A 23297-nucleotide genomic window follows, 5' to 3' on the forward strand; every position below is an offset into this window, starting at 1 on the left:
AGTCCCCATGCGCGCTCGTCAACTCGGCATCACCCTGGGCCTGGGCACGCCCGGCGCATTCAATGCCATCACCGATGTCCCCGGCGTTCGCGTCGGCCACAGCACGCTGATCGCCGAGCGTGACGGCAGGCAGGTGTGCACCGGCGTCAGCGTGGTCCAGCCCCGCGCCGGCGAGGCCCGCCTGCAACCCTGCTTCGCTGGCGTCCATGTGCTCAATGGCAACGGCGATGCCACGGGCCTGGAGTGGGTCCGCGAGGCTGGCCTGCTGACCACGCCGATCGCCATCACCAATACCCACAGTGTCGGCGTGGTACGCGACGCCCTGGTGGCCGCCGAGCGCGATGCCCTGGGCGACCCGGCAGTGTACTGGTGCATGCCGGTGGTGATGGAGACCTACGACGGCCTGCTCAATGACATCTGGGGCCAGCACGTCGGCCCCGAGCAGGTGCGCCAGGCCCTGGCCGGCGCCGAGTCCGGGCCGGTGGCCGAAGGCCCGGTGGGCGGCGGCACCGGGATGATCTGCCACGAGTTCAAGGGCGGCATCGGCAGCGCCTCGCGCAAGCTGCCGGCGGAGCAGGGCGGCTGGACGGTGGGCGTGCTGGTCCAGGCCAACCACGGCCAGCGCCGCGAACTGCGCGTCGACGGCTACCCGGTGGGCCGGGTGCTGGGCGACATTCCCTCGCCCTTCGCGGAAAAGGGCGAGCCGGGCATGGGCTCGATCGTAGTCATCATCGCCACCGACGCGCCGCTGCTGCCGCACCAGTGCCAGCGCCTGGCGCAGCGTGCCTCCATCGGCATCGCCCGCACCGGCGGCGGCACCGAGGACAGCAGCGGCGACATCTTCCTGGCCTTCGCCACCGGCAACCGGGACCTGCCGCCGGCCGACTACGGTCGCAAGGGCCTGCCGCAGAGCACGCCGCTGCAGATGCTCAACAACGAGCACATCTCGCCGCTGTTCGCCGCGGCGGCGGAGGCGGTGGAGGAAGCCATCGTCAACGCCATCCTGGCCGGCCGCGAGATGCGCACGGCGGACGGCACGCGGGTGCCGGCGCTGGGCGGGGAGCGCCTGCTGGAGGCGTTGCGCGAGGTGGGGTGGCGGCCGCGTTGAGGAGGCGGGGCTCCGTCCGCGATTCATGCGCAGGGCGCGATGACATCGGCGCGCGGGCTTTCCCCTCACCCCAGCCCTCTCCCGGAGGGAGAGGGGGCTGGTCCGTGCCGAGAGGCGGCCTGGTTTCAGCCGGCAATCCCTGTGCTGGCCGGCTAACGCCGAAATACCAACGCACTCCGAACGGTCCCCTCTCCCTCCGGGAGAGGGTTAGGGTGAGGGGGCCGCAGGCCTGCCCTGGCCGTGAGGCACGGCATTTCCCCTACCCGCGAATCGCGCGCAGGGCGCGCTCCTACAATGGGAATGACATTGGCGTTCGGGCTTTCCCCTCACCCCAGCCCTCTCCCGGAGGGAGAGGGGGCTTGTCCGTGCCGAGAGGCGGCCTGGTTCCAGCCGGCAATCCCTGTGCTGGCCGGTTAACGCCGAAATACCAACGCACTCCGAACGGTCCCCTCTCCCTCTGGGAGAGGGTTAGGGTGAGGGGGCCGCAGGCCTGCCCAGGCCGAGAGGCACGGCATTTCCCCTGCCCGCGAATTCGCGCGCAGGGCGCGCTCCTACAATGGGAATGACATTGGCGCACGGGCTTTCCCCTCACCCCAGCCCTCTCCCGGAGGGAGAGGGGGCTGGTCCGTGCCGAGAGGCGGCCTGGTTTCAGCCGGCAATCCCTGTGCTGGCCGGCTAACGCCGAAATACCAACGCACTCCGAACGGTCCCCTCTCCCCCCGGGAGAGGGTTAGGGTGAGGGGGCCGCAGGCCTGCCCAGGCCGTGAGGCACGGCATTTCCCCTGCCCGCGAATCGCGCGCAGGGCGCGCTCCTACAGGGGAATGGAGCGGTGGGGCAGCGTAGGAGCGGATCTCATCCGCGAATCGCGCCGGGACGTCCGGCCATCGCGGACAAGGTCCTACGGTTCCAGGAAGCACGGCTTTTCGTAGGATGGTGTTGAGCGAAGCGATACCCATCACCACGGCAGCATGGGTATCGCAAGCTCAACCCATCCTACGAAGAGCGCCTCGGCGCAGCTTGCGCTATCAGTTACCGCTATAGATCTGGTCGAACACCCCGCCATCGGCGAAGTGGGTCTTCTGCACCGTGCGCCAGTCGCCGAAGGTCTTCTCCACCGAGAAGAAGTCCACCTTCGGGAAGCGGTCAGCGTACTTGGCCAGGATCGCCGGGTTGCGTGGGCGCAGGTAGTTGTCGGCGGCGATGGTCTGGCCCTCGTCGGACCACAGGTACTTCAGGTAGGCCTCGGCCTGTTCGCGGGTGCCTTTCTTCTCGACCACCTTGTCGACCACCGCCACCGGCGGCTCGGCCTCGGCGGAAACGCTCGGGTAGACCACCTCGAAGCCGCCGCGGCCGAATTCGCGGGCGATCATCTCGGCCTCGTTCTCGAAGGTCACCAGCACGTCGCCGATCTGGTTCTGCATGAAGGTGGTGGTCGCCGCGCGGCCGCCGGTATCCAGCACCGGTACGTGCTTGAACAACTGGCCGACGAATTCCTTGGCCTTGGCTTCATCGCCGCCGTGCTTGAGCGAGTAGCCCCAGGCGGAAAGGTAGGTGTAGCGGCCGTTGCCCGAGGTCTTCGGGTTGGGCACCACCACCTGCACGCCGTCCTTGAGCAGGTCCGGCCAGTCGTGCAGGCCCTTGGGGTTGCCCTTGCGCACGATGAACACGGTGGCCGAGGTGAAGGGCGCGCTGTTGTTCGGCAGGCGGGTGGCCCAGTCCTTCGGCACCAGGCCGCCGTTGTCGGCCAGGGCGTCGATGTCGGTGGCCTGGTTCATGGTGATGACGTCGGCCGGCAGGCCGTCGATCACCGAGCGCGCCTGCTTGCTGGAGCCGCCGTGGGACATCTGGATGGTGATCTTCTCGCCTTTCTCCGCTTCCCAGTGCTTCTGGAAGGCGGGGTTGTACTCCTTGTAGAAGTCGCGCATCACGTCGTAGGAGACGTTGAGCAGCGGCGGCGCGGCCTGGGCGGCGCCGGCCAGGGCCATTCCGGCGGCCAGCAGGGAGGCGGCGAAGAGTCGTTTCACGGGCGGTTCCTTCTCGGCAGTGTTGGATCGCCCGATTATGCCCATGGGTTATATGTCGCTTAAATACCCAAAGGCTATTTGCTTATGCAGGGACGCGCCCCGCGGGGCGCGTCGCCTGGTTCAGCGCTTCTCGCCCAGGCCCGCCTCGGCGGCTGCCGGTTCCTCGGCCAGGCAGGCCGCGGCAGTGAAGATCACGTCGGTGGAGGAGTTCAGCGCGGTTTCCGCCGAGTCCTGCAGGATGCTGATGACGAAGCCCACCGCCACCACCTGCATGGCCACCTCGCCGGAGATGCCGAACAGCCCGCAGGCCAGCGGGATCATCAGCAGCGAGCCGCCGGCCACGCCGGAGGCGCCGCAGGCGCACACCGCCGAGACCACGCACAGCAGCAGGGCGCTGGGCAGGTCGATGGCGATGCCCAGGGTGTGGGCCGCGGCCAGGCTCAGCACGCTGATGGTCACGGCGGCGCCGGCCATGTTGATGGTGGCGCCCAGCGGGATCGACACCGAGTAGGTGTCCTCGTGCAGGCCCAGGCGTTCGCACAGCTGCAGGTTGACCGGGATGTTGGCCGCCGAGCTGCGGGTGAAGAAGGCGGTCACGCCGCTCTCGCGCAGGCAGGTGAAGACCAGCGGGTAGGGGTTGCGGCGCAGCTTCCAGAACACGATCGCCGGGTTCACCACCAGCGCCACGAAGAGCATGCAGCCCAGCAGCACGGCGAGCAGCTGCAGGTAGCCGAGCAGGGCATCGAGGCCGGATTCGGCGAAGGTGCTGGCCACCAGGCCGAAGATGCCCAGCGGGGCGAAGGCGATCACCACGCGGACGATCAGCGTCACCCCGCCGGCCAGGTCGTCGAGCAGGTCGCGGGTGCTCTGCCGGGCATGGCGCAGGGCCAGGCCGAGGCCCACGGCCCAGGCCAGGATGCCGATGAAGTTGGCCTCCAGCAGCGCCTTCACCGGGTTGCTGGCGACGCTGAACAGCAGGCCATTGAGCACGTCGCCGATGCCGCCGGGCGGAGCGTTGCTGCTGGCCGGGGCGTCGAGCACCAGGGTCGAGGGGAAGGCGAAGCTGGCCGCCACCGCCACCACCGCGGCGGCGAAGGTGCCCAGCAGGTACAGCGCCAGGATCGGGCGGATGTGGGTGCGCTGCCCGGCCTTGTGGTTGGCGATGGAGGTGCAGACCAGCACCAGGACCAGCACCGGCGCCACGGCCTTGAGCGCCGCGATGAACAGTTTGCCGAGCAGGCCGACGGCCAGGGCGGCGTCGGGCGCGACCAGCGCCAGGGCGATGCCGGCCAGCATGCCGACGAAGATGCGCATCACCAGGCTGCTGCGCTGGATGCGTTGGAACAGGGTGGGGGAGGGAAGTGTCATGACCTTACCGCTGCTTGCAAATGGAAACGCGAACCCGGCGGGCCGCGGAAGGGCGCGGATTATGCCGTCACGGGCGGGAAAATGCGCGGCGGTCGTCGGAAACCACGCCCACGCCTCGCCAGCATGGCGGCGTGGAGCCGGGCCGGCCTTGACCTGTGCCGGCCTGGATGGGATTGCCATGTGACATGGCGTCACGGTTGGCGCTCGGCGCAATCCGCCTCAGTTGCCGGCCAGCGGTGCGCGGCGCGAGGCCGGGCGCAGCAGGCGTTCGCCCAGCAGTACCAGCAGGCAGGCGAAGATGAAGGGCGCGGTCATGAAGGGGATGCCCAGGGCGACCATGGCCTGTTGCAGGATGAGCGCCAGCACGGCGCCGGCCAGCGGGGCGAAGGGGCCGGGGCCGCGCAGGGCCAGGGCGAGGGCGGCCAGGGCGCTGTTCATGCCGAGCAGGCCGCTGTGCACGTCGCCCTGGGGAATGCCGGCGAACACCGCCACCGGCAGCACCATCACCGCGCCGAACAGCGCCCAGGTGGCGGCGCGCGGGGCGCCCAACAGCAGGCCGAGGAAGATCAGCGCGCCGGCCAGCGGGGTGTCGAGGAAGATTACCTGGCCGAAGGCCCGGGAGGTGGCTTCGAGCAGCGTCGGCAGCGGCAGCTCGACCAGCCCGACCAGGGGCGCGGCAGTTGGCAGCGACAGCAGCGTGCCCAGCGCCGGCAGCGTCCAGCCGAGCAGGACGAAGGCCAGGGTGTAGGGCGGCAGGCCGTGGCGCTGGCGCGAGGCGCGCAGCAGTAGGCGCTGCAGCAACACGCTGGCGAGGCTGGCGAACAGCACGAGCGCCACCAGCATGGGCGACCAGGCGAACTTCAGCGGCAGCAGCAGGCCGATCAGCATGGCGTTGTAGCCGTACAGGCCGGCGTCTGTGTCGCCCTGGCGGCAGCGCAGCAGGTGGGCGAAGGCCGGGCCGGCAGTGGCGCCGATCACGGCGCCGGGGAGCAGGCCGGGGGCGCAGGCGCCGATCAGGGCCAGGCAGAGCAGGCCGAACAGCGGCGAGGGTTGCAGGAACACCTGGCTGAAGCCGCGCAGCCAGAGGGTCAGTAGCGGTAGTGGGCGCATCGAAGGTCTGGGCAGTTGAAGGGGATGTCCGGGGCTTCTCCGGTTCCGCGTCGGCGGCCGTGCCTTCCATCGGGGGAGGGCATCGCGGGAAGCTCCGTGGGCTGTGTCAGTGGGCGCATTCTGCCATGGCCCCATTTTGGGGCGTGAATAAAAAAGAGGCCGGTCTCCGGGATCGCCAGAGGGTGGCCTCGAATGTCCATAGCCTGCGTGGGAGGGTGCGAGGGTGGCTATGGCCGACAGAACTGCTGGCCGTTCAAGGCCAATCCCGGACGGACGGGGTCGCGGCCCCGTTTTCCCGGCCCCGTCCGTCCGGGAGTGACGCGGTGTGGAACCCGGCTTTGGCAGGGTTCCGGAACTCTGTTTTTTCTCTCCAGGCTTTTTCCTGAAGAGGGGGAGGGGCCAGGCCTGGCTCCGGTGTTGGCGGTGGGCCTGGTTCCCTCACCCTAGCCCTCTCCCAGAGGGAGAGGGGACTTGTGTGGCAGAAGGCGGGGCGCCGGAGTTACCGGTGGCGCCTGGTTCCCTCACCCCAGCCCTCTCCCGGAGGGAGAGGGGGCAGTCCGGCGTGGCCGGTGACTTCGGCATTACGCCTTCTGCCGTTCAGCTCCCTCTCCCGCTTGCGGGAGAGGGTTGGGGAGAGGGGCTCTTTGCTCTTCAGGCCGACAACGCCGGCGCCACCGTCTCGATCCTCAGCATATTGGTACTCCCCGGCTGCCCGAACGGCAGCCCCGCCGTCACCACCACGGTATCGCCGCGCTGGGCCATGCGCTGGGCCAGGGCAATCTCCAGGGCGGTGGTGCAGATCTCGTCGACGTGAGCAAGCTGCTCGTTGACCACCGAATACACGCCCCAGGCCACGCTCAGCCGGCGTGCCGCCTTGAGGTTGGGCGTCAGGCTGAGGATCGGCGCCTTCGGCCGTTCCCGCGAGGCGCGCAGGGTGGAGCTGCCGGACTCGGTGTAGTTGACCAGCACCGCCACCGGCAGGATGCGGCTGATGCGGCGGATGGCGCAGCTGATGGCGTCGGATGCGGTGGCGTCCGGCTCCGGGCGGTTCAGTTCCAGTTGGCCCTGGTAGTCCGGCTCGGCTTCCACCTGGCGGATGATCTTGGCCATCATTTCCACCGCTTCCACCGGGTACTGGCCGGAGGCGGTCTCGGCGCTGAGCATCACGCAGTCGGCGCCCTCGCTGACCGCGGTGGCCACGTCGGTGACTTCGGCGCGCGTCGGCGCCGGGGAGAAGCGCATGGATTCGAGCATCTGCGTGGCCACCACCACCGGCCGGCCGAGCTGGCGGCAGACCTGGATGATGCGCTTCTGAATGCCCGGCACGTTCTGCGCCGGCACTTCCACGCCGAGGTCGCCGCGGGCCACCATGATGGCGTCGGCCAGGCGGGCGATCTCTTCGATGCACTGCACCGCCGAGGGCTTCTCGATCTTGGCCATGATGAAGGCCTTGTCGCCGATCAGCGCGCGGGCTTCTTCTATATCCTCCGGGCGCTGCACGAAGGACAGCGCCACCCAGTCCACGCCTAGCTCCAGGCCGAATTCCAGGTCGCGGCGGTCCTTGGCGGTCAGTGGGCTGAGCTTGAGCACCGCCTCGGGCACGTTGACGCCCTTGCGGTCGGACAGCTCGCCGCTGTTGAGCACGCGGGTCTCGATGGCGTCGCCGTGGTTGTTCAGCACCTGCAGGCGGATGCGCCCGTCGTCCAGCAGCAGGCTCATGCCTGGCTCCAGGGCCTGGATGATCTCCGGGTGCGGCAGCGTCACGCGGCGTTCGTCGCCGGCAGCGTCCATCAGGTCGAGGGTGAAGCTCTGGCCCTTGTGCAGCATCACCGCGCCGTTCTCGAAACGCCCGACGCGCAGCTTCGGCCCCTGCAGGTCCATGAGGATGCCGATGGGCGTGCCCAACTCGGCCTCCACCTCGCGCACCCACTGGTAGCGCTGCGAATGGTCGGCGTATTCGCCGTGGCTGAAGTTCAGGCGGAACAGGTTGGCGCCGGCGTCCACCAGGGCGCGGATGTCCTCGCGGCCCTTGATGGCCGGGCCGAGGGTGGCGAGGATCTTGACCTTCTTGTCGCTGTTCATTGCTCGTCACTCTCGAGGATCAGGATGGCGCGGAAGTCGTTGACGTTGGTGCGGGTCGGCCCGGTGACCACCAGGTCGTCCAGCTCGGCGAAGAAGCCGTAGCCGTTGTTGTCGTCCAGCTCGTGCAGCGGGTTCAGCCCGGCGGCCAGGGCGCGTTGGTAGCTGCACGGGCTCATCAGGGCGCCGGCGTTGTTCTCCATGCCGTCGATGCCGTCGGTGTCGCCGGCCAGCGCCCAGATGCCCGGCTCGCCCTTGAGCGCGGCGGTGAGGCTGAGCAGGAACTCGGCGTTGCGCCCGCCGCGGCCCTTGCCGCGCACGGTGACAGTGGTCTCGCCACCGGAGAGCAGCAGGCAGGGCGCGGCCAGCGGCTGGCCGTGCTTGCGCACCTGGCGGGCGATGCCGGCGTGGACCTTGGCCACGTCGCGGGACTCGCCTTCCAGGTCGCCGAGGATCAGCACCTCCAGGCCGGCGGCGCGGGCCTTGGCGGCGGCCGCGTCGAGGGCCTGCTGCGGCGTGGCGATGAGGGTGAAGTAGCTGCGCGACAGGCTGTCGTCGCCGGGCTTGACGGTCTCCGAGCGCGGGTCTTCCAGCCAGGCGCGGATGTGCGCCGGGGTGTCGATGCCGTAGCGCTTGAGGATGGCCAGGGCGTCGGCGGAAGTGGTCGGGTCGCCCACGGTGGGGCCGGAGGCGATCACCGTGGCCTCGTCGCCGGGCACGTCGGAAATCGCGTAGGTGTACACGCTGGCCGGCCAGCAGGCGCGGGCCAGGCGGCCGCCCTTGATGGCCGAGAGGTGCTTGCGCACGCAGTTCATTTCGTCGATGGCGGCGCCGGACTTGAGCAGCGCCTTGTTCAGCGCGCGCTTGTCGTCGAGGCTGATGCCTTCGGCGGGCAGGGCGAGCAGCGCCGAGCCGCCGCCGGAGAGCAGGAAGATCACCCGGTCGTCTTCGCTCAGGTCGCTGACCAGCTCCAGCACGCGGCGGGCCACGCGCTCGCCGGCGTCGTCCGGCACCGGGTGCGCGGCTTCCACCACTTCGATGCGCCGGCAGTTGGCGCCGTAGCCGTAGGGGGCGACCACCAGGCCGTCCACCTGCTCGTCCTTCCAGTGCGCCTCGACCACCTCGGCCATGGCCCCGGCGGCCTTGCCGGCGCCGATGACGATGGTGCGCCCGCCATGCACCCGCGGCAGGTGGCGGGCCAGCGTCTGCGCCGGGTGGGCGGCGGCGATGGCGGTGTCGAACAGCTCGCGCAGCAGGGCGCGTGGGTCGAGGCTCATCTGGGGCTCCTCAGGTTCTTGTCGTTGTTCTTTCATTGCGGCATTGCGCAGGCGCCTGGGGGCAAGCGCCTGGGCAATGCCTTCGATACGCCCGGCCGGCGAAGCCGTGTTCACGCCGGCCGGGGTTCGAAGCCTTGCCTCGCCGCGTCACTCCCATAACGCAGCGGGGCTTTTCGTAGGATGGGTATCGCTGCGCTCAACGCCATCCTACGATCCGCTTTCTCAGTCCTTGCGGATCGAGAAGTTGGCCATGTGCTCCAGGCCCTTGATCAGTCCGGAGTGGTCCCAGTTGCTGCCGCCCAGGGCCGCGCAGGTGCTGAACACCTGTTGGGCGTTGGCGGTGTTGGGCAGGTTCAGGCCCAGTTCGCGGGCGCCGGCCAGGGCCAGGTTGAGGTCCTTCTGGTGCAGGCTGATGCGGAAGCCCGGGTCGAAGGTGCCCTTGACCATGCGCTCGCCGTGCACTTCGAGGATGCGCGAGGAGGCGAAGCCGCCCATCAGCGCCTCGCGCACCTTGGCCGGGTCGGCGCCGTTGCGCGCGGCGAACAGCAGGGCCTCGGCCACCGCCTGGATGTTCAGCGCGACTATGATCTGGTTGGCCACCTTGGCGGTCTGGCCGTCGCCGTTGCCGCCGACGCGGGTGATGTTCTTGCCCATGGCCTGGAACAGCGGCAGGGCGCGCTCGAAGGTGTTCGGGCAGCCGCCGACCATGATGCTCAGGCTGCCGGCCTTGGCGCCGACCTCGCCGCCGGAGACCGGGGCGTCCAGGTACTGCGCGCCGGTGGCCTTGATCTTCTCGGCGAAGGCCTTGGTGGCGGTGGGCGAGATCGAGCTCATGTCTATCACCACCTTGTTCGGGCCGACGCCTTCGGCGATGCCGTCCTGGCGGAACAGCACGTCCTCGACCTGCGGGGTGTCCGGGACCATGACGATGATGAACTCGGCTTCCTGGGCCACTTCCTTGGGGTTGGCCAGGGCCACGGCGCCGGCTTCGACCAGCGCGGCCGGGGCCTTGTCGTGGTGGCTGGAGAGGAACAGCTGGTGCCCGGCTTTCTGCAGGTTCTGCGCCATGGGCAGGCCCATGATGCCGGTGCCGATGAATCCGATCTTGGCCATGAGGGTGTCTCCTGGTTCTGTTTGTCTGTTGGCTACCCGGTGCGGCCGGGCAGCGGAATTCGTGCGCTTGCGTTCACACGGCGTTATGGCTCTTCAGCCAGCCCAGCCCCGCCTCGGTGGTGGTGGCCGGCTTGTACTCGCAGCCGATCCAGCCCTGGTAGCCGATGCGGTCCAGGTGGCCGAACAGGAAGCGGTAGTTGATTTCGCCGGTGCCCGGTTCGTGGCGGCCGGGGTTGTCGGCCAGCTGGATGTGGTTGATGGCCGCCAGGTTCTTCTCCATGGTCCGGGCCAGGTCACCTTCCATGATCTGCATGTGGTAGATGTCGTACTGCAGGAACAGGTTGGGGCTGCCGACCTTCTCGCGCACGTCCAGCGCCTGCTGGGTGGTCTGCAGGTAGAAGCCGGGGATGTCGATCGTGTTGATCATCTCCATGACCAGCTTGATGCCCGCGGCCTCGAGCTTCTCGGCGGCGTACTCCAGGTTGTTCAGGAAGGTGTTCTCGAGGGTGGCGCAGTCGTAGCCCTGCGGGCGGATGCCGGCCAGGCAGTTGACCTGCTTGTTGCCCAGCACCTTGGCGTAGGCGATGGCCTTGTCGACGCCGGCGCGGAATTCCTCGACGCGGTCGGGATGGCAGGCGATGCCGCGTTCGCCCTTGCCCCAGTCGCCGGCGGGCAGGTTGAACAGCACCTGCTCCAGGCCGTTGGCGTCGAGCTTGGCCTTGATGACCTCGGCCTCGAAGTCATAGGGGAAGAGGTATTCGACGCCGCTGAAACCGGCCTTGGCGGCGGCTTCGAAGCGGTCGAGGAAGTCCACCTCGGTGAAGAGCATGGACAGGTTGGCGCAGAAACGGGGCATGTCGGGGCCTCCTAGTGGTGAAACACGTATTTCCGTAAGGGTGGGCCCCGCCGCGCGCAGGTTGTGGTTTTCCCTGCCACGGCTCCCGCGCACGCGGGGCCCGGTACTTCGTCAGTCCAGTAGCGAGATGGCGGTAGGCGCGTCGTCGCGGCTCTGGGCCAGCTCCTCGAACTCGTTGATGGCGTTGATCTCGGTGCCCATGGCGATGTTGGTCACGCGCTCCAGGATCACTTCCACCACCACCGGCACGCGGTGCTGCTGCATCAGCTCGCGGGCCTGGGCGAAGGCGGCGCCGATCTGGTTCGGGTCGAACACGCGGATCGCCTTGCAGCCGAGGCCTTCCACCACGGCGACGTGGTCCACGCCGTAGCCGTTGAGTTCCGGCGCGTTGACGTTGTCGAACGCCAGCTGCACGCAGTAGTCGATCTCGAAGCCGCGCTGGGCCTGGCGGATCAGCCCCAGGTAGGAGTTGTTCACCAGCACGTGGATGTACGGCAGGTTGAACTGCGCGCCGGCGGCCAGTTCCTCGATCATGAACTGGAAGTCGTAGTCGCCGGACAGCGCCACCACCTGGCGGCTGGGGTCGGCCTTGACCACGCCCAGGGCCGCGGGGATGGTCCAGCCCAGCGGGCCTGCCTGGCCGCAGTTGATCCAGTGGCGCGGCTTGTAGACGTGGAGGAACTGCGCGCCGGCGATCTGCGACAGACCGATGGTGCTGACGTAGCAGGTGTCCTTGCCGAAGAACTCGTTCATCTCCTCGTACACGCGCTGCGGCTTGACCGGCACGTTGTCGAAGTGGGTCTTGCGCTGCAGGGTACGCTTGCGTTCGCGGCAGGCTTCGGCCCAGGCGCTGCGGTCCTTGAGCTTGCCGGCGGCTTTCCACTCGCGGGCCACTTCGAGGAAGGCGTCCAGCGCGGCGCCGGCATCGGAGACGATGCCCAGGTCCGGGGTGAACACGCGGCCGATCTGGGTGGGCTCGATGTCCACGTGGATGAACTTGCGGCCGGCGGTGTAGACGTCGACCGAACCGGTGTGGCGGTTGGCCCAGCGGTTGCCGATGCCGAACACCAGGTCGGACTCCAGCAGGGTGGCGTTGCCGTAGCGGTGCGAGGTCTGCAGGCCGCACATGCCGGCCATCAGCGGGTGGTCGTCGGGGATGGTGCCCCAGCCCATCAGGGTCGGGATCACCGGCACGCCGAGCAGTTCGGCGAACTCCACCAGCCTGGCCGAGGCGTCGGCGTTGATGATGCCGCCGCCGGCGACCAGCAGCGGGCGCTCGGCGTCGTTGAGCAGGGCCAGGGCCTTCTCTGCCTGGGCGCGGGTGGTGCTCGGGCGGTGCACCGGCAGCGGCTCGTAGGCGTCGATGTCGAACTCGATCTCGGCCATCTGCACGTCGAACGGCAGGTCGATCAGCACCGGGCCGGGGCGGCCGCTGCGCATCTCGAAGAAGGCCTTCTGGAAGGCGTAGGGCACCTGGCCCGGCTCCAGCACGGTGGTGGCCCATTTGGTCACCGGCTTGACGATGCTGGTGATGTCCACGGCCTGGAAGTCTTCCTTGTGCATCCGCGCACGCGGCGCCTGGCCGGTGATGCAGAGGATCGGGATGGAGTCGGCGGAGGCCGAGTACAGGCCGGTGACCATGTCGGTGCCGGCCGGGCCGGAGGTGCCGATGCACACGCCGATGTTGCCGGCCGTGGTGCGGGTGTAGCCTTCGGCCATGTGCGAGGCGCCTTCGACGTGGCGGGCCAGCACGTGATCGATGCCGCCGAGCTTCTTCATCGCCGCGTACATGGGGTTGATGGCAGCGCCCGGCACGCCGAAGGCGGTGTCCACGCCTTCGCGGCGCATGACCAGGACGGCCGCCTCGATCGCTCTCATTTTGGCCATGACCTTTCCTCTTGAGTCGGTGGTTTTCTTGTTGGGGCCAAGGATGCCGGCTGTGCCAAAGCGACGGAATTGATGGATACTTCAGTTCTGTCGATATCTGGAGTATCGAATGGACCGCTATACCCTCATCCGCAGTTTCGTCCTGGTAGCGGACAACGGCAGCTTCGCCTCGGCGGCGCTCAGCGAAGGCGTGACGCCGGTGGTCATGGGCCGGCGCCTCGATGCGCTGGAGCAGCATCTGGGCGTGAAGCTGATGCACCGCTCGACCCGCGGCCTGCAGCTGACCGACCTCGGCGAGCAGTACCTGGAGCGCGCGCGCAGCCTGCTCAAGGACTTCGACGAGGCCGACGCCAGCGTCGCCCGCGGTGGCACCTCGGTGCGCGGGCACCTGGTGGTGTCGGCCCCGGCGGCCTTCGGCCGGCGCCACATCGCGCCCCACGCGCCGGCCTTCCTGGAGCGCTTCCCGGACCTGAAGCTGTCGTTCAACTTCACCGACAGCCTGGTGGACCTGGTGCGCCAGGGCTACGACATGGGCATCCGCATCGGCGAGGTCACCGACCCCAACTACGTTGCGGTGAAGCTGTTCCCCAACCGCCGGGTGGTCTGCGGCGCGCCCTCGTACTTCGAGCTGCACGGCGTGCCGCGCACTCTGGAAGACCTGGCGCGGCACAACTGCCTGGCCTTCAACCTGCAGGGCGGCCAGCAGCGCGGCTGGACCTTCCTGCGCGACGGCCGGCAGGTGGCGGTGCGGGTGTCCGGCAACCTCGACTGCAACGACGGCGAGCTGCTCTACGACTGGGTCAAGCAGGGCCTGGGCATCGGCTGGCGCTCCACCTGGGAAATCCAGGCCGAGCTCAAGGCCGGCGAACTGGTGACGGTGCTCGACGAGTACGAGATCCCGGCCTACGACATCCAGGCGGTGTACCCGCAGCAGCGCTACCTGCCGGCCAAGGTGCGTTTTTTCATCGACTACCTGAAGGCCCTCTACAACACCCCGGGGTACTGGGAAACCCGGCATCCTTGAGCGGCTGATTCGATACTGGCGTTGTATTTTTCTGTTTTTGTTGTTGTGTACAAAATGTCGCAGGATTGTATTTAATCGTTGCGTCCGGGGTTGCCTTCGGCTATTCCATCAAGGGCTTTGCAACGCCGCGCCGTTTTTCGGAAAAGGGCGCGGGCGAATGTCTCATCCCTTTGCGAGGAACCCCTCATGAGCGAAATCAACCTGGATACCGCCCTGGCCATCACCCACGGCGCCCTGGCCGCCGGCCGCGAACTTTCCACCGCGCCGCTGACCGTGGCGGTGCTCGACGCCGGCGGCCACCTGGTGGCCCTGCAACGCGAGGACGGCGCCAGCCTGCTGCGCCCGCAGGTGGCCATCGGCAAGGCCTGGGGCGCGGTGGCCCTGGGCAAGTCCTCGCGCGCCCTGGCCGCCGACGCCCAACAGCGCCCGTCGTTCATCGCCGCGGTGAACACCCTGGCCCAGGGCAACGTGGTGCCGGCGCCGGGCGGCGTGCTGATTCGCGACACGAGCAATCGGGTAATCGGCGCCATCGGCATCAGCGGCGACGCCTCGGACATCGACGAGCAATGCGCCATCCGCGGCATCCAGGCCGCCGGCCTGGTGGCCGACGCGGGGTAGGGTGAAAAGGGCTGAAACCGGAGCGGCCGGATGCGAGGGCCAAACGGCGGATAACGCCTTAGGCGTTATGCGCCCTACGCCAAGGTCGGGTCGAGCGTAGGGCGAATAACCGTTCGCGGTTATCCGCCGATACACCCAAGCCATGATTCGCGCCGAGGCTGAACCCGGAGCGGCCGGATGCGAGGGCCAAACGGCGGATAACGCCTTAGGCGTTATGCGCCCTACAGCGGCAACGGCCGCATGCGGCCGCTGGCCTTGGCCGGCTCGCCGGCGTCCGGCGCGGTGCCGCGCAGCACCAGGCGGGTAATGGTCTCGGCGGCGGCCTCGAAGTCGGCGTCGCTGAGGCTGTCCTTGCCGGTAACCATGGAGATCTGCCAGTCGAAGTCGGCGTAGGTCTGGGTCGCCGCCCAGATGGTGAACAGCAGGTGGTGCGGGTCCACCGGGGCCAATAGGCCGCGGTCGATCCAGCTCTGCAGGCAGGCGATGTTGCGCTGGGCCTGGGCGTTCAGCTCGTCCAGGTATTCCCTGGGCAGGTGCGGCGCGCCGTGCATCAGCTCGCTGGCGAACACCTTGGAGGCGTGCGGCAGTTCCTGGGAGATGCGGATCTTCGAACGGATGTAGGCGCGCAGCGCCTCGGCCGGCTCGTCGTCCTCGCGGAACGGCGCGGAGGCCTGCAGCAGCGGCTCCACCACGCTTTCCAGCACGCTGCGGTAGAGGTTTTCCTTGGACTGGAAGTAGTAGTAGACGTTGGGCTTGGGCAGCCCGGCGCGCGCCGCTATGTCGCTGGTCTTGGTGGCGGCGAAGCCCTTTTCGGCGAACTCTTCGCTGGCGGCGCGGAGGATCAGGCGTCGGTTGCGTTCGCGAATGCTGGTCATGGTCTGCTGGGTCTTCTTGTGCGCGGGTAGCCCATGGCTGGGCCGGCGATGGTAGCACCGGCTCCGCGGGCCCCTCAAGCAAGGGCCCGGCGGCTGAAGTTGACCCGTTGTTCAGGTTTTCTGTAGAGTCTGCCGGACCCCGGCGCCGCCACGGCGCCCGGCCTTCCAAGAGCTCGCCGCCATGTCCGACAGCCAACTGGTCGACCCCTTCGGCCGCCGCATCACCTACCTGCGCCTGTCGGTGACCGACCGTTGCGACTTCCGCTGCACCTACTGCATGAGCGAAGACATGCAGTTCCTGCCGCGCGACCAGGTGCTGAGCCTGGAGGAACTCTACGCGGTGGCCGACGCCTTCATCGCCCTGGGCGTGCGGCGCATCCGCATCACCGGCGGCGAGCCGCTGGTGCGCAAGGGCCTGACCTCGCTGCTGGCGCGGCTCGGCGCGCGCCCCGAACTGGAAGACCTGGCGATCACCAGCAACGGCTCGCAACTGGCCGGCCGCGCGGCCGAGCTGCGCGCCGCCGGCGTGCGCCGACTGAACATCAGCCTGGACTCGCTGCGCCGCGAACGCTTCGCCGCCTTCACCCGCAGCGACCGCCTGCCCCAGGTGCTGGCAGGGATAGAGGCTGCGCGGGCAGCGGGTTTCGAGCGCATCAAGCTCAACTGCGTGGTGCAGAAGGGGCGCAACGACGACGAAGTCTGCGAACTGGTCGAATACGCGCTGGCCCGCGGGCTGGACATCAGCTTCATCGAGGAGATGCCGCTGGGCAGCATCAGCAGCCACGACCGCGCGCAGACCCTGTGCAGCAGCGACGAGGTGCGCGCCCGCCTGGCCGAACACTGGCAATTGACGCCCAGCCTGGAGCGTAGCGGCGGCCCCTCGCGCTACTACCGCGTCGACGGGCTGCCCAGCCGCATCGGCTTCATCTCGCCGCACAGCCACAACTTCTGCGGCGACTGCAACCGCGTGCGCGTCACTGCCGAGGGCAGGCTGGTGCTCTGCCTCGGCCACGAAGGCGCGCTGGACCTGCGCCAACTGCTGCGCAGCCATCCCGGCGATGGCGCGCGGCTGCGCGCGGCGCTGGTCGAGGCGCTGCAGCTCAAGCCGCAGCGCCATCACTTCGACGCCGCCGGGCAGGTCCAGGTGCTGCGCTTCATGAGCATGACCGGCGGCTGAACGGAAGGCGGCAGTTCCTGCTTGGCAACTGACGGGGCTTTCCGTCAGCCGCAGGCTTTCCCTAGAATCACGCGGCCGATGTGCTGCGAGGCTGATGTGAGCGAGAGTCGACTGCGAATTCCACTGGGCGATTGCTGCCTGGTTTGCGAGGGTTTCCGCCAGCGGGTGGCGGGGCGGCCGTCGCTGGAAGTCGACGGCGATCTGCTCTGGGCCCTGGAGCACAGCAGCTGGCAGCCGCTGGCGGTGGCGCTGGAACCGCTGGCCGACGGCGCCCGGGTCCGCCCGCTGCCGCTGGAGCGCCAGTCTGCCTTCGATGCGCAGCGGGCGCTGGACTGGCGCGACGACGAGGTGCGGATCGCCTGCCTGCCCGAGGTGTGCGATCCCCGGGCACTGCTCGACTGGTGCCGGGCGCGCTGGCCGGGGACGGACTTCGGCGCGCAGGCGCTCGATGCCCAGGCCTATGCCTGGGGCCGCCTGCTGCGCCTGGACTGCCGGCGCGCCGGGCTGGCCGTGGCCGGCCACGAGCATTTCCTGCTGCCCCATGCCTACCCTTGCGTGCACCTCGGCCACCTGGCCCTGGACTGGCGACGCTTGCGCTTCGAACCAAACGCCTGACGCCGTGATCTGAACAGAAGGTGCCTCGTTCGGCGACGGCGCCCGGGCTTTGCTTGTGCAACCGTGCTTGGCGGCGCGGAACCTCCGGCTTTCCCCGGCGGTCTGCTAGCGCGTCAAAGTGGAGGAGACCCAGAATGACAATCACAAAACGGGTAAGGCGCCTGGCGGCCGTGCTGGTGCTGGCGCAGTTGGGCGTGGTGGCCGAGGTGCCTTTGGCGCAGGCGGCGATGGTGGGCACCGGCGAGGTGCTGCAGGCGCAACAGCAGCACGTCGACCGCGAACAGCTGCTGCGCATGCTCGATGATCAGGGCGTGCAGAAGAAGCTGCAATCCATGGGCGTGGAGCGCAGCCAGGTCGAGCAGCGCATCAAGAGCCTGTCCAACGAGGAGCTGGCGCAGTTCAACCAGCAGCTGGATCAGGCGCCGGCCGGTGGCATCATCGGCATCATCATCCTGTTCCTGCTGATCTTCATCATCACCGACATGCTCTGCATCACGCATATCTTCACCTTCGTGCGGTGCCAGCGTTGAGGCACGCCGCCGCTGCCGTGGCCCTGGCCGCGCTGCTGCTCGGCGGCTGCGCCACGGCGCCGCGGCTGCCGGCGGAGGTCGACGCGCTGCCACGGCGCGTCGAGCTTTCCGAAGTGCAGTTCTTCCCGCAGCAGGAATACCAGTGCGGCCCGGCGGCGCTTGCCACCGTGCTCAACCAGCGCGGCGTGCGGGTGACGCCGAACCAGTTGAAGGAGCGGGTGTTCCTGCCGCAGCGCCAGGGCAGCCTGCAGGTCGAGCTGGTGGCCGCGGCGCGCGAGCGGGGCCTGCTGGTCTACCCGCTGCGCCCGCGCCTGGAGGACGTGCTCAAGGAAGTGGCCGCCGGCAACCCGGTGCTGGTGCTGCAGAACAACGGCCTGGACTGGTTGCCGATGTGGCATTACGCCGTGGTGGTCGGCTACGACCGCGACCGCCACGAGCTGGTGCTGCGCTCCGGCATCACCCAGCGCCTGGTGATCGACTTCACCGCGTTCGACGTCACCTGGCGGCGCAGCGGGCGCTGGGCGGTGCTGACGCTGCCGGCCGACCGGCTGCCGGCCAGCGTCGAACCGACACGCTGGCTGCGCGCGGCCCACGACCTGGAGGAAACCGGGCAACAGGCCCTGGCCGACCAGGCCTACCGCACCGCCACCCGGGCCTGGCCGCAGGAGCCGCTGGGCTGGTTCGCCCTGGCCAACGCCCGCTACGCCGCCGGCGACCTGGGCGAGGCCGAAACGGCACTGCGCCACAGCGTGGCCGCGCGGCCGGATTTCGCCGCCGCCTGGTACAACCTGGCCAACGTCATGGCCGAGCGCGGCTGCGCCGAGCAGGCCCGCGCCCCGGCGAGCTGCGCGCACCAGCTGGCGCCGACGGATGCGCGTTTCCTCCAGGCGCCCCAGGCGGCGCCGGTGGCTGCCGGGCAATGCAGTGCCGCGCCGGCCTGCCCCGTGCGCTGAGGCGTAGCGGGGCATTTACTTTGAACCGCTGCGCTTGATCGCCGGCCTAAGTTGCATCCCTTGATGAGGTGCAAGCCATGGCCAGCGACAAGCAGCAGCCGGCACGCGATGCCGCCGGTAAGGGCGATACCGCGGACGATCTTTCCGCCGAGGAGCGCCGCAAGGTCGAGAAGGCCCAGCCGCCCCGGGCGCTGGTGCTGCACGAGGTGATCCGCCTGCAGGGCAACCACGAACTGGAGCGCACCCTGGCGGCGCTCTGGTGGTCGGCCCTGGCCGCCGGGCTGACCATCGGCCTGTCGCTGATGGCCATGGGACTGTTCCGCGCCAAGCTGCCGGAGCACGACAGCGCGGCCATCGTCACCAGCCTGGGCTACCCGGTGGGCTTTCTCGCCATCATCCTCGCCCGCCAGCAGCTGTTCACCGAGAACACCCTCACCGCGGTGCTGCCGCTGATGAGCGAGCCGACCCTGCGCAAGGCTGGGCAGTTGTTGCGGCTATGGGGCGTGGTGTTGCTGGGCAACGTCGTCGGCGCGCTGCTGTTCGCCTACGCCATGCTGCACCTGCCGATCTTCGATGCGAAGACCGACCAGGCCTTCCTCGAGATCGGCCGCGAAGTCATGGAGAACGACGGCTGGCAGATGTTCTCCCGCGGCATCGTCTCCGGCTGGATGATCGCCACCATGGTCTGGCTGGTGCCGGCGGCGGAGAGCGCCAAGGTGTGGATCATCATCCTGGTCACCTACCTGATGTCGCTGGGCAGCTTCAGCCACATCGTGGTCGGCACCTGCGAGGTCGGCTACCTGATGTGGGCCGGCGAGCTGGGCTGGAAGGCCTTCCTGCTGGACTTCGCGCTGCCGACGCTGGCCGGCAACATCGTCGGCGGCAGCCTGATCTTCGCCCTGATCAGCCACGCGCAGATCCGCAGCGACAGCGGCGCGCCAACGAAAACGGCGCCCTAGGGCGCCGTCGTCGTTCGCAGGGCGGGTTACACGCCCAGCTTGTCGCGCAGGTTGTAGTACCAGGCGCCGATCGCGGAGAACGGCACCTGGAACATGCGCCCGCCCGGGAAGGGGTAGTGCGGCAGGTCGGCGAAGGCGTCGAAACGCTCGGCCTGGCCGCGCAGGGCTTCGGCCAGCACCTTGCCGGCCAGGTGCGTGTAGGTGACGCCGTGGCCGCTGCAACCCTGGGAGTAGTAGATGTTGTCGCCGATCCGGCCGACCTGCGGCAGGCGCGAGAGGGTCAGCAGGAAGTTGCCGGTCCAGGCGAAGTCGATCTTCACGTTCTTCAGCTGCGGGAACACCTTGAGCATCTTCGGACGGATGATCGCCTCGATGTTCGACGGATCGCGGGCACCGTAGACCACGCCGCCGCCGAAGATCAGGCGCTTGTCGCTGGTCAGGCGGTAGTAGTCGAGCAGGTAGTTGCAGTCCTCGACGCAGTAGTCCTGGGGCAGCAGGGTCTTGGCCAGCTCGTCGCCCAGCGGCTCGGTGGTGATCACCTGGGTGCCGCAGGGCATGGACTTGGAGGCCAGCTCAGGGACCAGGCCGCCGAGGTAGGCGTTGCCGGCGACCACCACGAACTTGGCCTTCACCCGGCCTTGCGGGGTGTGCACCACCGGGTTGGCGCCACGCTCGATCTTCACCGCCGGGGACTGCTCGTGGATCACCCCGCCGAGGGATTCCACCGCCGCGGCTTCGCCCAGGGCGAGGTTAAGCGGGTGGATGTGGCCGCCGCTCATGTCGAGCATGCCGCCGACGTAGCTGTCTGTAGCCACGACTTCGCGGATGCGCTTGGCGTCCATCAGCTCCAGCTGGGTGTGGCCGAAGCGCTCCCAGAGCTTCTTCTGCGACTCCAGGTGGCCCATCTGCTTGGCGCTGAGGGCGGCGAACACGCCACCGTCCTTCAGGTCGCACTGGATGTCGTACTTGGCGATGCGCTCACGGATGATGCGGCCGCCCTCGAAGGCCATCTGGCCGAGCAGTTGCGCCTGCTTCGGGCCGACGGTGCGTTCGATGACGTCGATGTCGCGGCTGTAGCTGTTGACGATCTGGCCACCGTTGCGGCCGGACGCGCCGAAGCCGACCTTGGCGGCCTCCAGCACGGTCACCTTGAAGCCGTTCTCCAGCAGGAAGAGGGCGGTGGACAGGCCGGTGTAGCCCGCGCCGATGATGCACACGTCGGTTTCGGTCTCGCCCTTGAGTTCGGGGCGCGCAGGGACCGGATTGGCCGAGGCTGCATAGTAGGAAGTGGGATAAGAAGTGTGCGGCATATTGCACCTGTGTTTGTTATTTTTTACGAGATGGGCTGATGCTACCCGAGTCGAAATCACTCGGCTAGTGGCCGTGCAAAATTTTTTACGCAAGGACGAACATAAAAAAATTCCCTTTTTCAGGGGGTTAGCGAAAAAATGCTTGACGGTTCAACGCCTTCGCGTAGAATGCGCCCCCATCGCTAGGCACATAGCTCAGTTGGTTAGAGCACCACCTTGACATGGTGGGGGTCGTTGGTTCGAGTCCAATTGTGCCTACCAAATTCCCGCTTCGGCGGTAGCGAGAGGGCGATCTTAAGCGGTCGCCCTTTTCTTTAGGCACATAGCTCAGCTGGTTAGAGCACCACCTTGACATGGTGGGGGTCGTTGGTTCGAGTCCAATTGTGCCTACCAATTCACCGCTTCGGCGGTAGCAGAAAGGGCGATCCGAGAGGGTCGCCCTTTTTGTTTGCGTGCGATTTGGGCTGATCGCGGACGGAGTCCGCTCCTACAGCATGAGCGAGCATGGCTTTTCGTAGGATGGTGTTGAGCGAAGCGATACCCATCAGCGCAACCGCATGGGTTTCGCAAGCTCAACCCATCCTACGAAAAGCGCCTCGGTGCGGCCCGCAGGGAAGCGCGGGCGTAGGAGCGGACTCCGTCCGCGATTGGATTCACCGGCCGCGCCGGGCGCCCCTGCGTGCTCAGCGGCGCTCGAAGCCGGGCCCGCCGCCATGGCCGCCACCGCCGTGTCCGCCACCTCCCGGCCCGCCGAAGGGCGGGAAGAACGGCCAGCAGCCGGAGAGCGAGACGAGGGCGAGCAGCAGGGCGACTTTGGTCAATCTGGAAAGCATGGCGACACCAGGGTTGGAAAAATGGGCGCAAAGTAGACACGCCCGCACCGCGGGTGTCCCGAGAAACCTGGTATCGGCAGGGTAAGGTTTGTATCGGCGCCGATGCGTTCGTCCGGCGGCTCAGGCGGCGTTGGCGCTGTGCCAGAGGTCGGGGATCAGGGCGCGCAGCGCATGGCGGGGCAGTGGACGGCCGGTGAGGTCGCCCTGCGCCAGGTGGCGGCCAGGCGCCGCTCCGGGGTGGCGACGATCGGCTGGTAGGCCAGGGGCGGTTCGCCGAATTGCAGCGCGCGGCTGGGTGTTCACCACGCAGAGCGCGCCCAGGGCGCGGCCGCTGGTGTCCTTGGATTTTTCGCTGCGCATCACGTATTCCCTCGTGGGCGTTGTCGGTCCCTGGCGTTGCGGGCGCATCGAGCGACGAATTGCCGGCCGGGGTTCAGCAGCCAATCGACGGCAATCGGTGTAGTTTGTCCGGCAAAAGTGCGGTGGCGTTTCGTGGCTACTGTCGGTCGGGAAGTGTGGGAGGCGTGGCATGAGTGGTGGGTGGGGCCGGGGGCTCGGGGTGTTTCTGCTGTGCGCGGCGAGTGGGTTGGCAGCGGCCGCCGGGCTGGCGGAATGGCCGGAGGGCTGGCAGGTGACGCGTTCGCCCGAGGCGCCGGACGACGCTGCGGCGCTGCGCCGCGAGCGCGGCGTCAAGCTGGCGGCGGATGGCTCCCAGGCGCTGGTGGTGGAAATCACCCGCAGCCGCCTGGCCGAGGTGAAGGATGTGGATCTGCAGCGGGTGATCCTGCAGATGCGCAAGTCGCTGCAGGTCGACTTCCTGCGCCAGGGCTTCCAGGCGGCCTGCAGCAAGCCGCGGCAAGCTTCCCTTGGGGGCTTGGACGGCCTGGAGCTGGTCTGCTCGATCAGCCAGAACGGCAACGAGGCCATGAAGCAGGGTGTGCAGGTGGCGCTGGGCAAGGAGGCGGCCTATTCGCTGACCTATGCCGCGCCGGCGGCCGATTACCCGCAGCGACTTGCCGAGGTGGCGGCGCTCAAGGCTGGCCTGCGCCTGGAGTGAGCGGGCCGGAAATGAAAAAGCCCCGCATTCCAGGCTGTGTGAAAACCTCCGGATCGGTCCAGCTGGTTAAAAAACAACCTGGATTTCGCGTTTCTACGCGGATTCTGGGTTGGCTGAATAGCCAAGCCTTTTCAGATTTCACGTAGGAACGCACTCTTCGAAGAGCCGCTCGGGTTTTCACACAGCCTGATTCGCGGGGCTTTTCGTCGGGTGCCGGTCAGGCGGCCAGGGTGCTCTGCACGCGGGCGATGACGGCCTGCAGCGGCTCTGCGGCCTGGTACTGCTGCGGATAGAGACGTTCGCTATGGCAGGCGACGCCGTATTCGTCCACCAGGGCGAAACTGAAGCTGTCTTTGCGCGGTGCCAGGATGATGCAGTTGAGCGGGGCGAAAGCTGCCTTGAGGGTGCCGATCGCCTCCTGGATCTGAGTGCTTTTTTTCATATTGTCTTTCTTCCAAATAGTCACGGTCTTATGACCGCGTGAAACGTAAAAAACTCCGGTCGAACGCAGAATGCGTGATAT

Annotated in this window: 22 protein-coding genes and 2 tRNA genes; 11 read left to right on the forward strand and 13 right to left on the reverse strand. The window is 68.2% G+C overall.

Translation table 11 applies throughout. The annotated features are described in order from the left end of the window. The first annotated feature begins 7 nt into the window (after positions 1-7). Positions 8-1108, forward strand: a complete 1101-nt coding sequence (locus PM1_RS09835) for a DmpA family aminopeptidase (RefSeq protein ID WP_009616965.1) — start codon at positions 8-10, stop codon at positions 1106-1108. Between the two features lie 1026 nt (positions 1109-2134). Here the strand turns inward: PM1_RS09835 and PM1_RS09840 are convergent. From PM1_RS09840 to gcl, 8 genes are all read right to left on the reverse strand, one after another. After that, a complete protein-coding gene (locus tag PM1_RS09840) occupies positions 2135-3133 on the reverse strand; it encodes a sulfate ABC transporter substrate-binding protein (RefSeq protein ID WP_024128603.1) in 999 nt (332 codons plus the stop codon). Positions 3134-3253: 120 nt separating this feature from the next. Beyond that, a complete protein-coding gene (gene sstT / locus PM1_RS09845) occupies positions 3254-4501 on the reverse strand; it encodes a serine/threonine transporter SstT (RefSeq protein ID WP_009616967.1) in 1248 nt (415 codons plus the stop codon). Positions 4502-4720: 219 nt separating this feature from the next. Then, positions 4721-5611, reverse strand: a complete 891-nt coding sequence (locus PM1_RS09850) for an urea transporter (RefSeq protein WP_009616968.1) — start codon at positions 5609-5611, stop codon at positions 4721-4723. A 651-nt stretch (positions 5612-6262) separates the two neighbouring features. Continuing rightward, positions 6263-7693 carry a pyruvate kinase gene (pyk, locus tag PM1_RS09855; RefSeq protein ID WP_009616970.1) on the reverse strand — a complete coding sequence of 477 codons (1431 nt, stop codon included), beginning with the start codon at positions 7691-7693 and terminating at the stop codon, positions 6263-6265. Beyond that, entirely contained in the window at positions 7690-8967 is a 1278-nt protein-coding gene (locus tag PM1_RS09860) for a glycerate kinase type-2 family protein (protein ID WP_009616972.1), read from the reverse strand. The genes pyk and PM1_RS09860 overlap by 4 nt, the downstream gene beginning before the upstream one ends. A 222-nt stretch (positions 8968-9189) precedes the next feature. Further along, a complete protein-coding gene (locus tag PM1_RS09865; protein WP_324711416.1) occupies positions 9190-10167 on the reverse strand; it encodes a 2-hydroxy-3-oxopropionate reductase in 978 nt (325 codons plus the stop codon). Next, entirely contained in the window at positions 10154-10936 is a 783-nt protein-coding gene (gene hyi / locus PM1_RS09870) for a hydroxypyruvate isomerase (RefSeq protein WP_009616976.1), read from the reverse strand. The genes PM1_RS09865 and hyi overlap by 14 nt, the downstream gene beginning before the upstream one ends. Positions 10937-11047: 111 nt before the next feature. Next, positions 11048-12823, reverse strand: coding sequence for a glyoxylate carboligase (gene gcl, locus PM1_RS09875; protein WP_009616978.1), 1776 nt, complete (start codon positions 12821-12823; stop codon positions 11048-11050). A 109-nt stretch (positions 12824-12932) separates the two neighbouring features. Between gcl and PM1_RS09880 the strand changes: the two genes are divergently transcribed. Together PM1_RS09880 and PM1_RS09885 are read left to right on the forward strand one after the other, a co-directional pair. Continuing rightward, complete coding sequence (locus PM1_RS09880; protein ID WP_009616980.1) at positions 12933-13847, forward strand: LysR family transcriptional regulator; 915 nt, start codon at positions 12933-12935, stop codon at positions 13845-13847. A 186-nt stretch (positions 13848-14033) separates the two neighbouring features. After that, complete coding sequence (locus PM1_RS09885; protein WP_009616982.1) at positions 14034-14465, forward strand: GlcG/HbpS family heme-binding protein; 432 nt, start codon at positions 14034-14036, stop codon at positions 14463-14465. A gap of 221 nt (positions 14466-14686) precedes the next feature. Here the strand turns inward: PM1_RS09885 and PM1_RS09890 are convergent, their stop codons facing one another. Further along, complete coding sequence (locus PM1_RS09890; protein WP_009616984.1) at positions 14687-15340, reverse strand: TetR/AcrR family transcriptional regulator; 654 nt, start codon at positions 15338-15340, stop codon at positions 14687-14689. A gap of 181 nt (positions 15341-15521) precedes the next feature. Between PM1_RS09890 and moaA the strand changes: the two genes are divergently transcribed. The 5 genes from moaA to PM1_RS09915 all read left to right on the forward strand — a co-directional run bounded on the left by moaA (position 15522) and on the right by PM1_RS09915 (position 19574). Beyond that, positions 15522-16517, forward strand: a complete 996-nt coding sequence (gene moaA / locus PM1_RS09895) for a GTP 3',8-cyclase MoaA (RefSeq protein WP_009616986.1) — start codon at positions 15522-15524, stop codon at positions 16515-16517. Between the two features lie 96 nt (positions 16518-16613). Then, positions 16614-17132: a hypothetical protein gene (locus tag PM1_RS09900; RefSeq protein WP_009616987.1), complete on the forward strand. Its 519-nt coding sequence runs from the start codon at positions 16614-16616 to the stop codon at positions 17130-17132. A gap of 134 nt (positions 17133-17266) precedes the next feature. Further along, entirely contained in the window at positions 17267-17662 is a 396-nt protein-coding gene (locus PM1_RS09905) for a PA2779 family protein (protein WP_009616989.1), read from the forward strand. Continuing rightward, positions 17659-18615 carry a PA2778 family cysteine peptidase gene (locus PM1_RS09910; RefSeq protein ID WP_009616991.1) on the forward strand — a complete coding sequence of 319 codons (957 nt, stop codon included), beginning with the start codon at positions 17659-17661 and terminating at the stop codon, positions 18613-18615. Before PM1_RS09905 ends, PM1_RS09910 begins: the two co-directional genes overlap by 4 nt. Positions 18616-18692: 77 nt before the next feature. Continuing rightward, the gene (locus tag PM1_RS09915) at positions 18693-19574 is read left to right on the forward strand and encodes a formate/nitrite transporter family protein (protein WP_009616993.1); all 882 of its coding nucleotides are present in this window, start codon (positions 18693-18695) and stop codon (positions 19572-19574) included. A gap of 26 nt (positions 19575-19600) precedes the next feature. Here the strand turns inward: PM1_RS09915 and PM1_RS09920 are convergent, their stop codons facing one another. Continuing rightward, on the reverse strand, positions 19601-20884 hold the full coding sequence (locus tag PM1_RS09920) for an NAD(P)/FAD-dependent oxidoreductase (protein ID WP_009616995.1): 1284 nt from the start codon (positions 20882-20884) through the stop codon (positions 19601-19603). Between the two features lie 184 nt (positions 20885-21068). On the opposite strand from PM1_RS09920, the gene PM1_RS09925 reads away from it, so the two are divergent. Continuing rightward, positions 21069-21145, forward strand: a tRNA-Val gene (locus PM1_RS09925). A 55-nt stretch (positions 21146-21200) separates the two neighbouring features. Beyond that, positions 21201-21277 (forward strand) — tRNA-Val (locus tag PM1_RS09930). A 290-nt stretch (positions 21278-21567) separates the two neighbouring features. Here PM1_RS09930 and PM1_RS09935 read toward each other — a convergent pair. Continuing rightward, entirely contained in the window at positions 21568-21717 is a 150-nt protein-coding gene (locus tag PM1_RS09935; RefSeq protein ID WP_162839902.1) for a hypothetical protein, read from the reverse strand. A gap of 120 nt (positions 21718-21837) precedes the next feature. Further along, a complete protein-coding gene (locus PM1_RS09940) occupies positions 21838-22077 on the reverse strand; it encodes a hypothetical protein (RefSeq protein WP_009616997.1) in 240 nt (79 codons plus the stop codon). Between the two features lie 169 nt (positions 22078-22246). Here PM1_RS09940 and PM1_RS09945 point away from each other — a divergent pair, with 169 nt between their 5' ends. Continuing rightward, entirely contained in the window at positions 22247-22774 is a 528-nt protein-coding gene (locus tag PM1_RS09945) for a DUF4946 domain-containing protein (protein ID WP_009616999.1), read from the forward strand. Between the two features lie 217 nt (positions 22775-22991). On the opposite strand, the gene PM1_RS09950 is transcribed toward PM1_RS09945, so the two are convergent. Further along, entirely contained in the window at positions 22992-23216 is a 225-nt protein-coding gene (locus tag PM1_RS09950) for a hypothetical protein (RefSeq protein ID WP_009617001.1), read from the reverse strand. Between the last annotated feature and the right edge of the window lie 81 nt (positions 23217-23297).

It is taken from the genome of Pseudomonas sp. M1 (assembly GCF_022760135.1).
In the GTDB taxonomy this organism is placed as follows: domain Bacteria; phylum Pseudomonadota; class Gammaproteobacteria; order Pseudomonadales; family Pseudomonadaceae; genus Pseudomonas; species Pseudomonas citronellolis.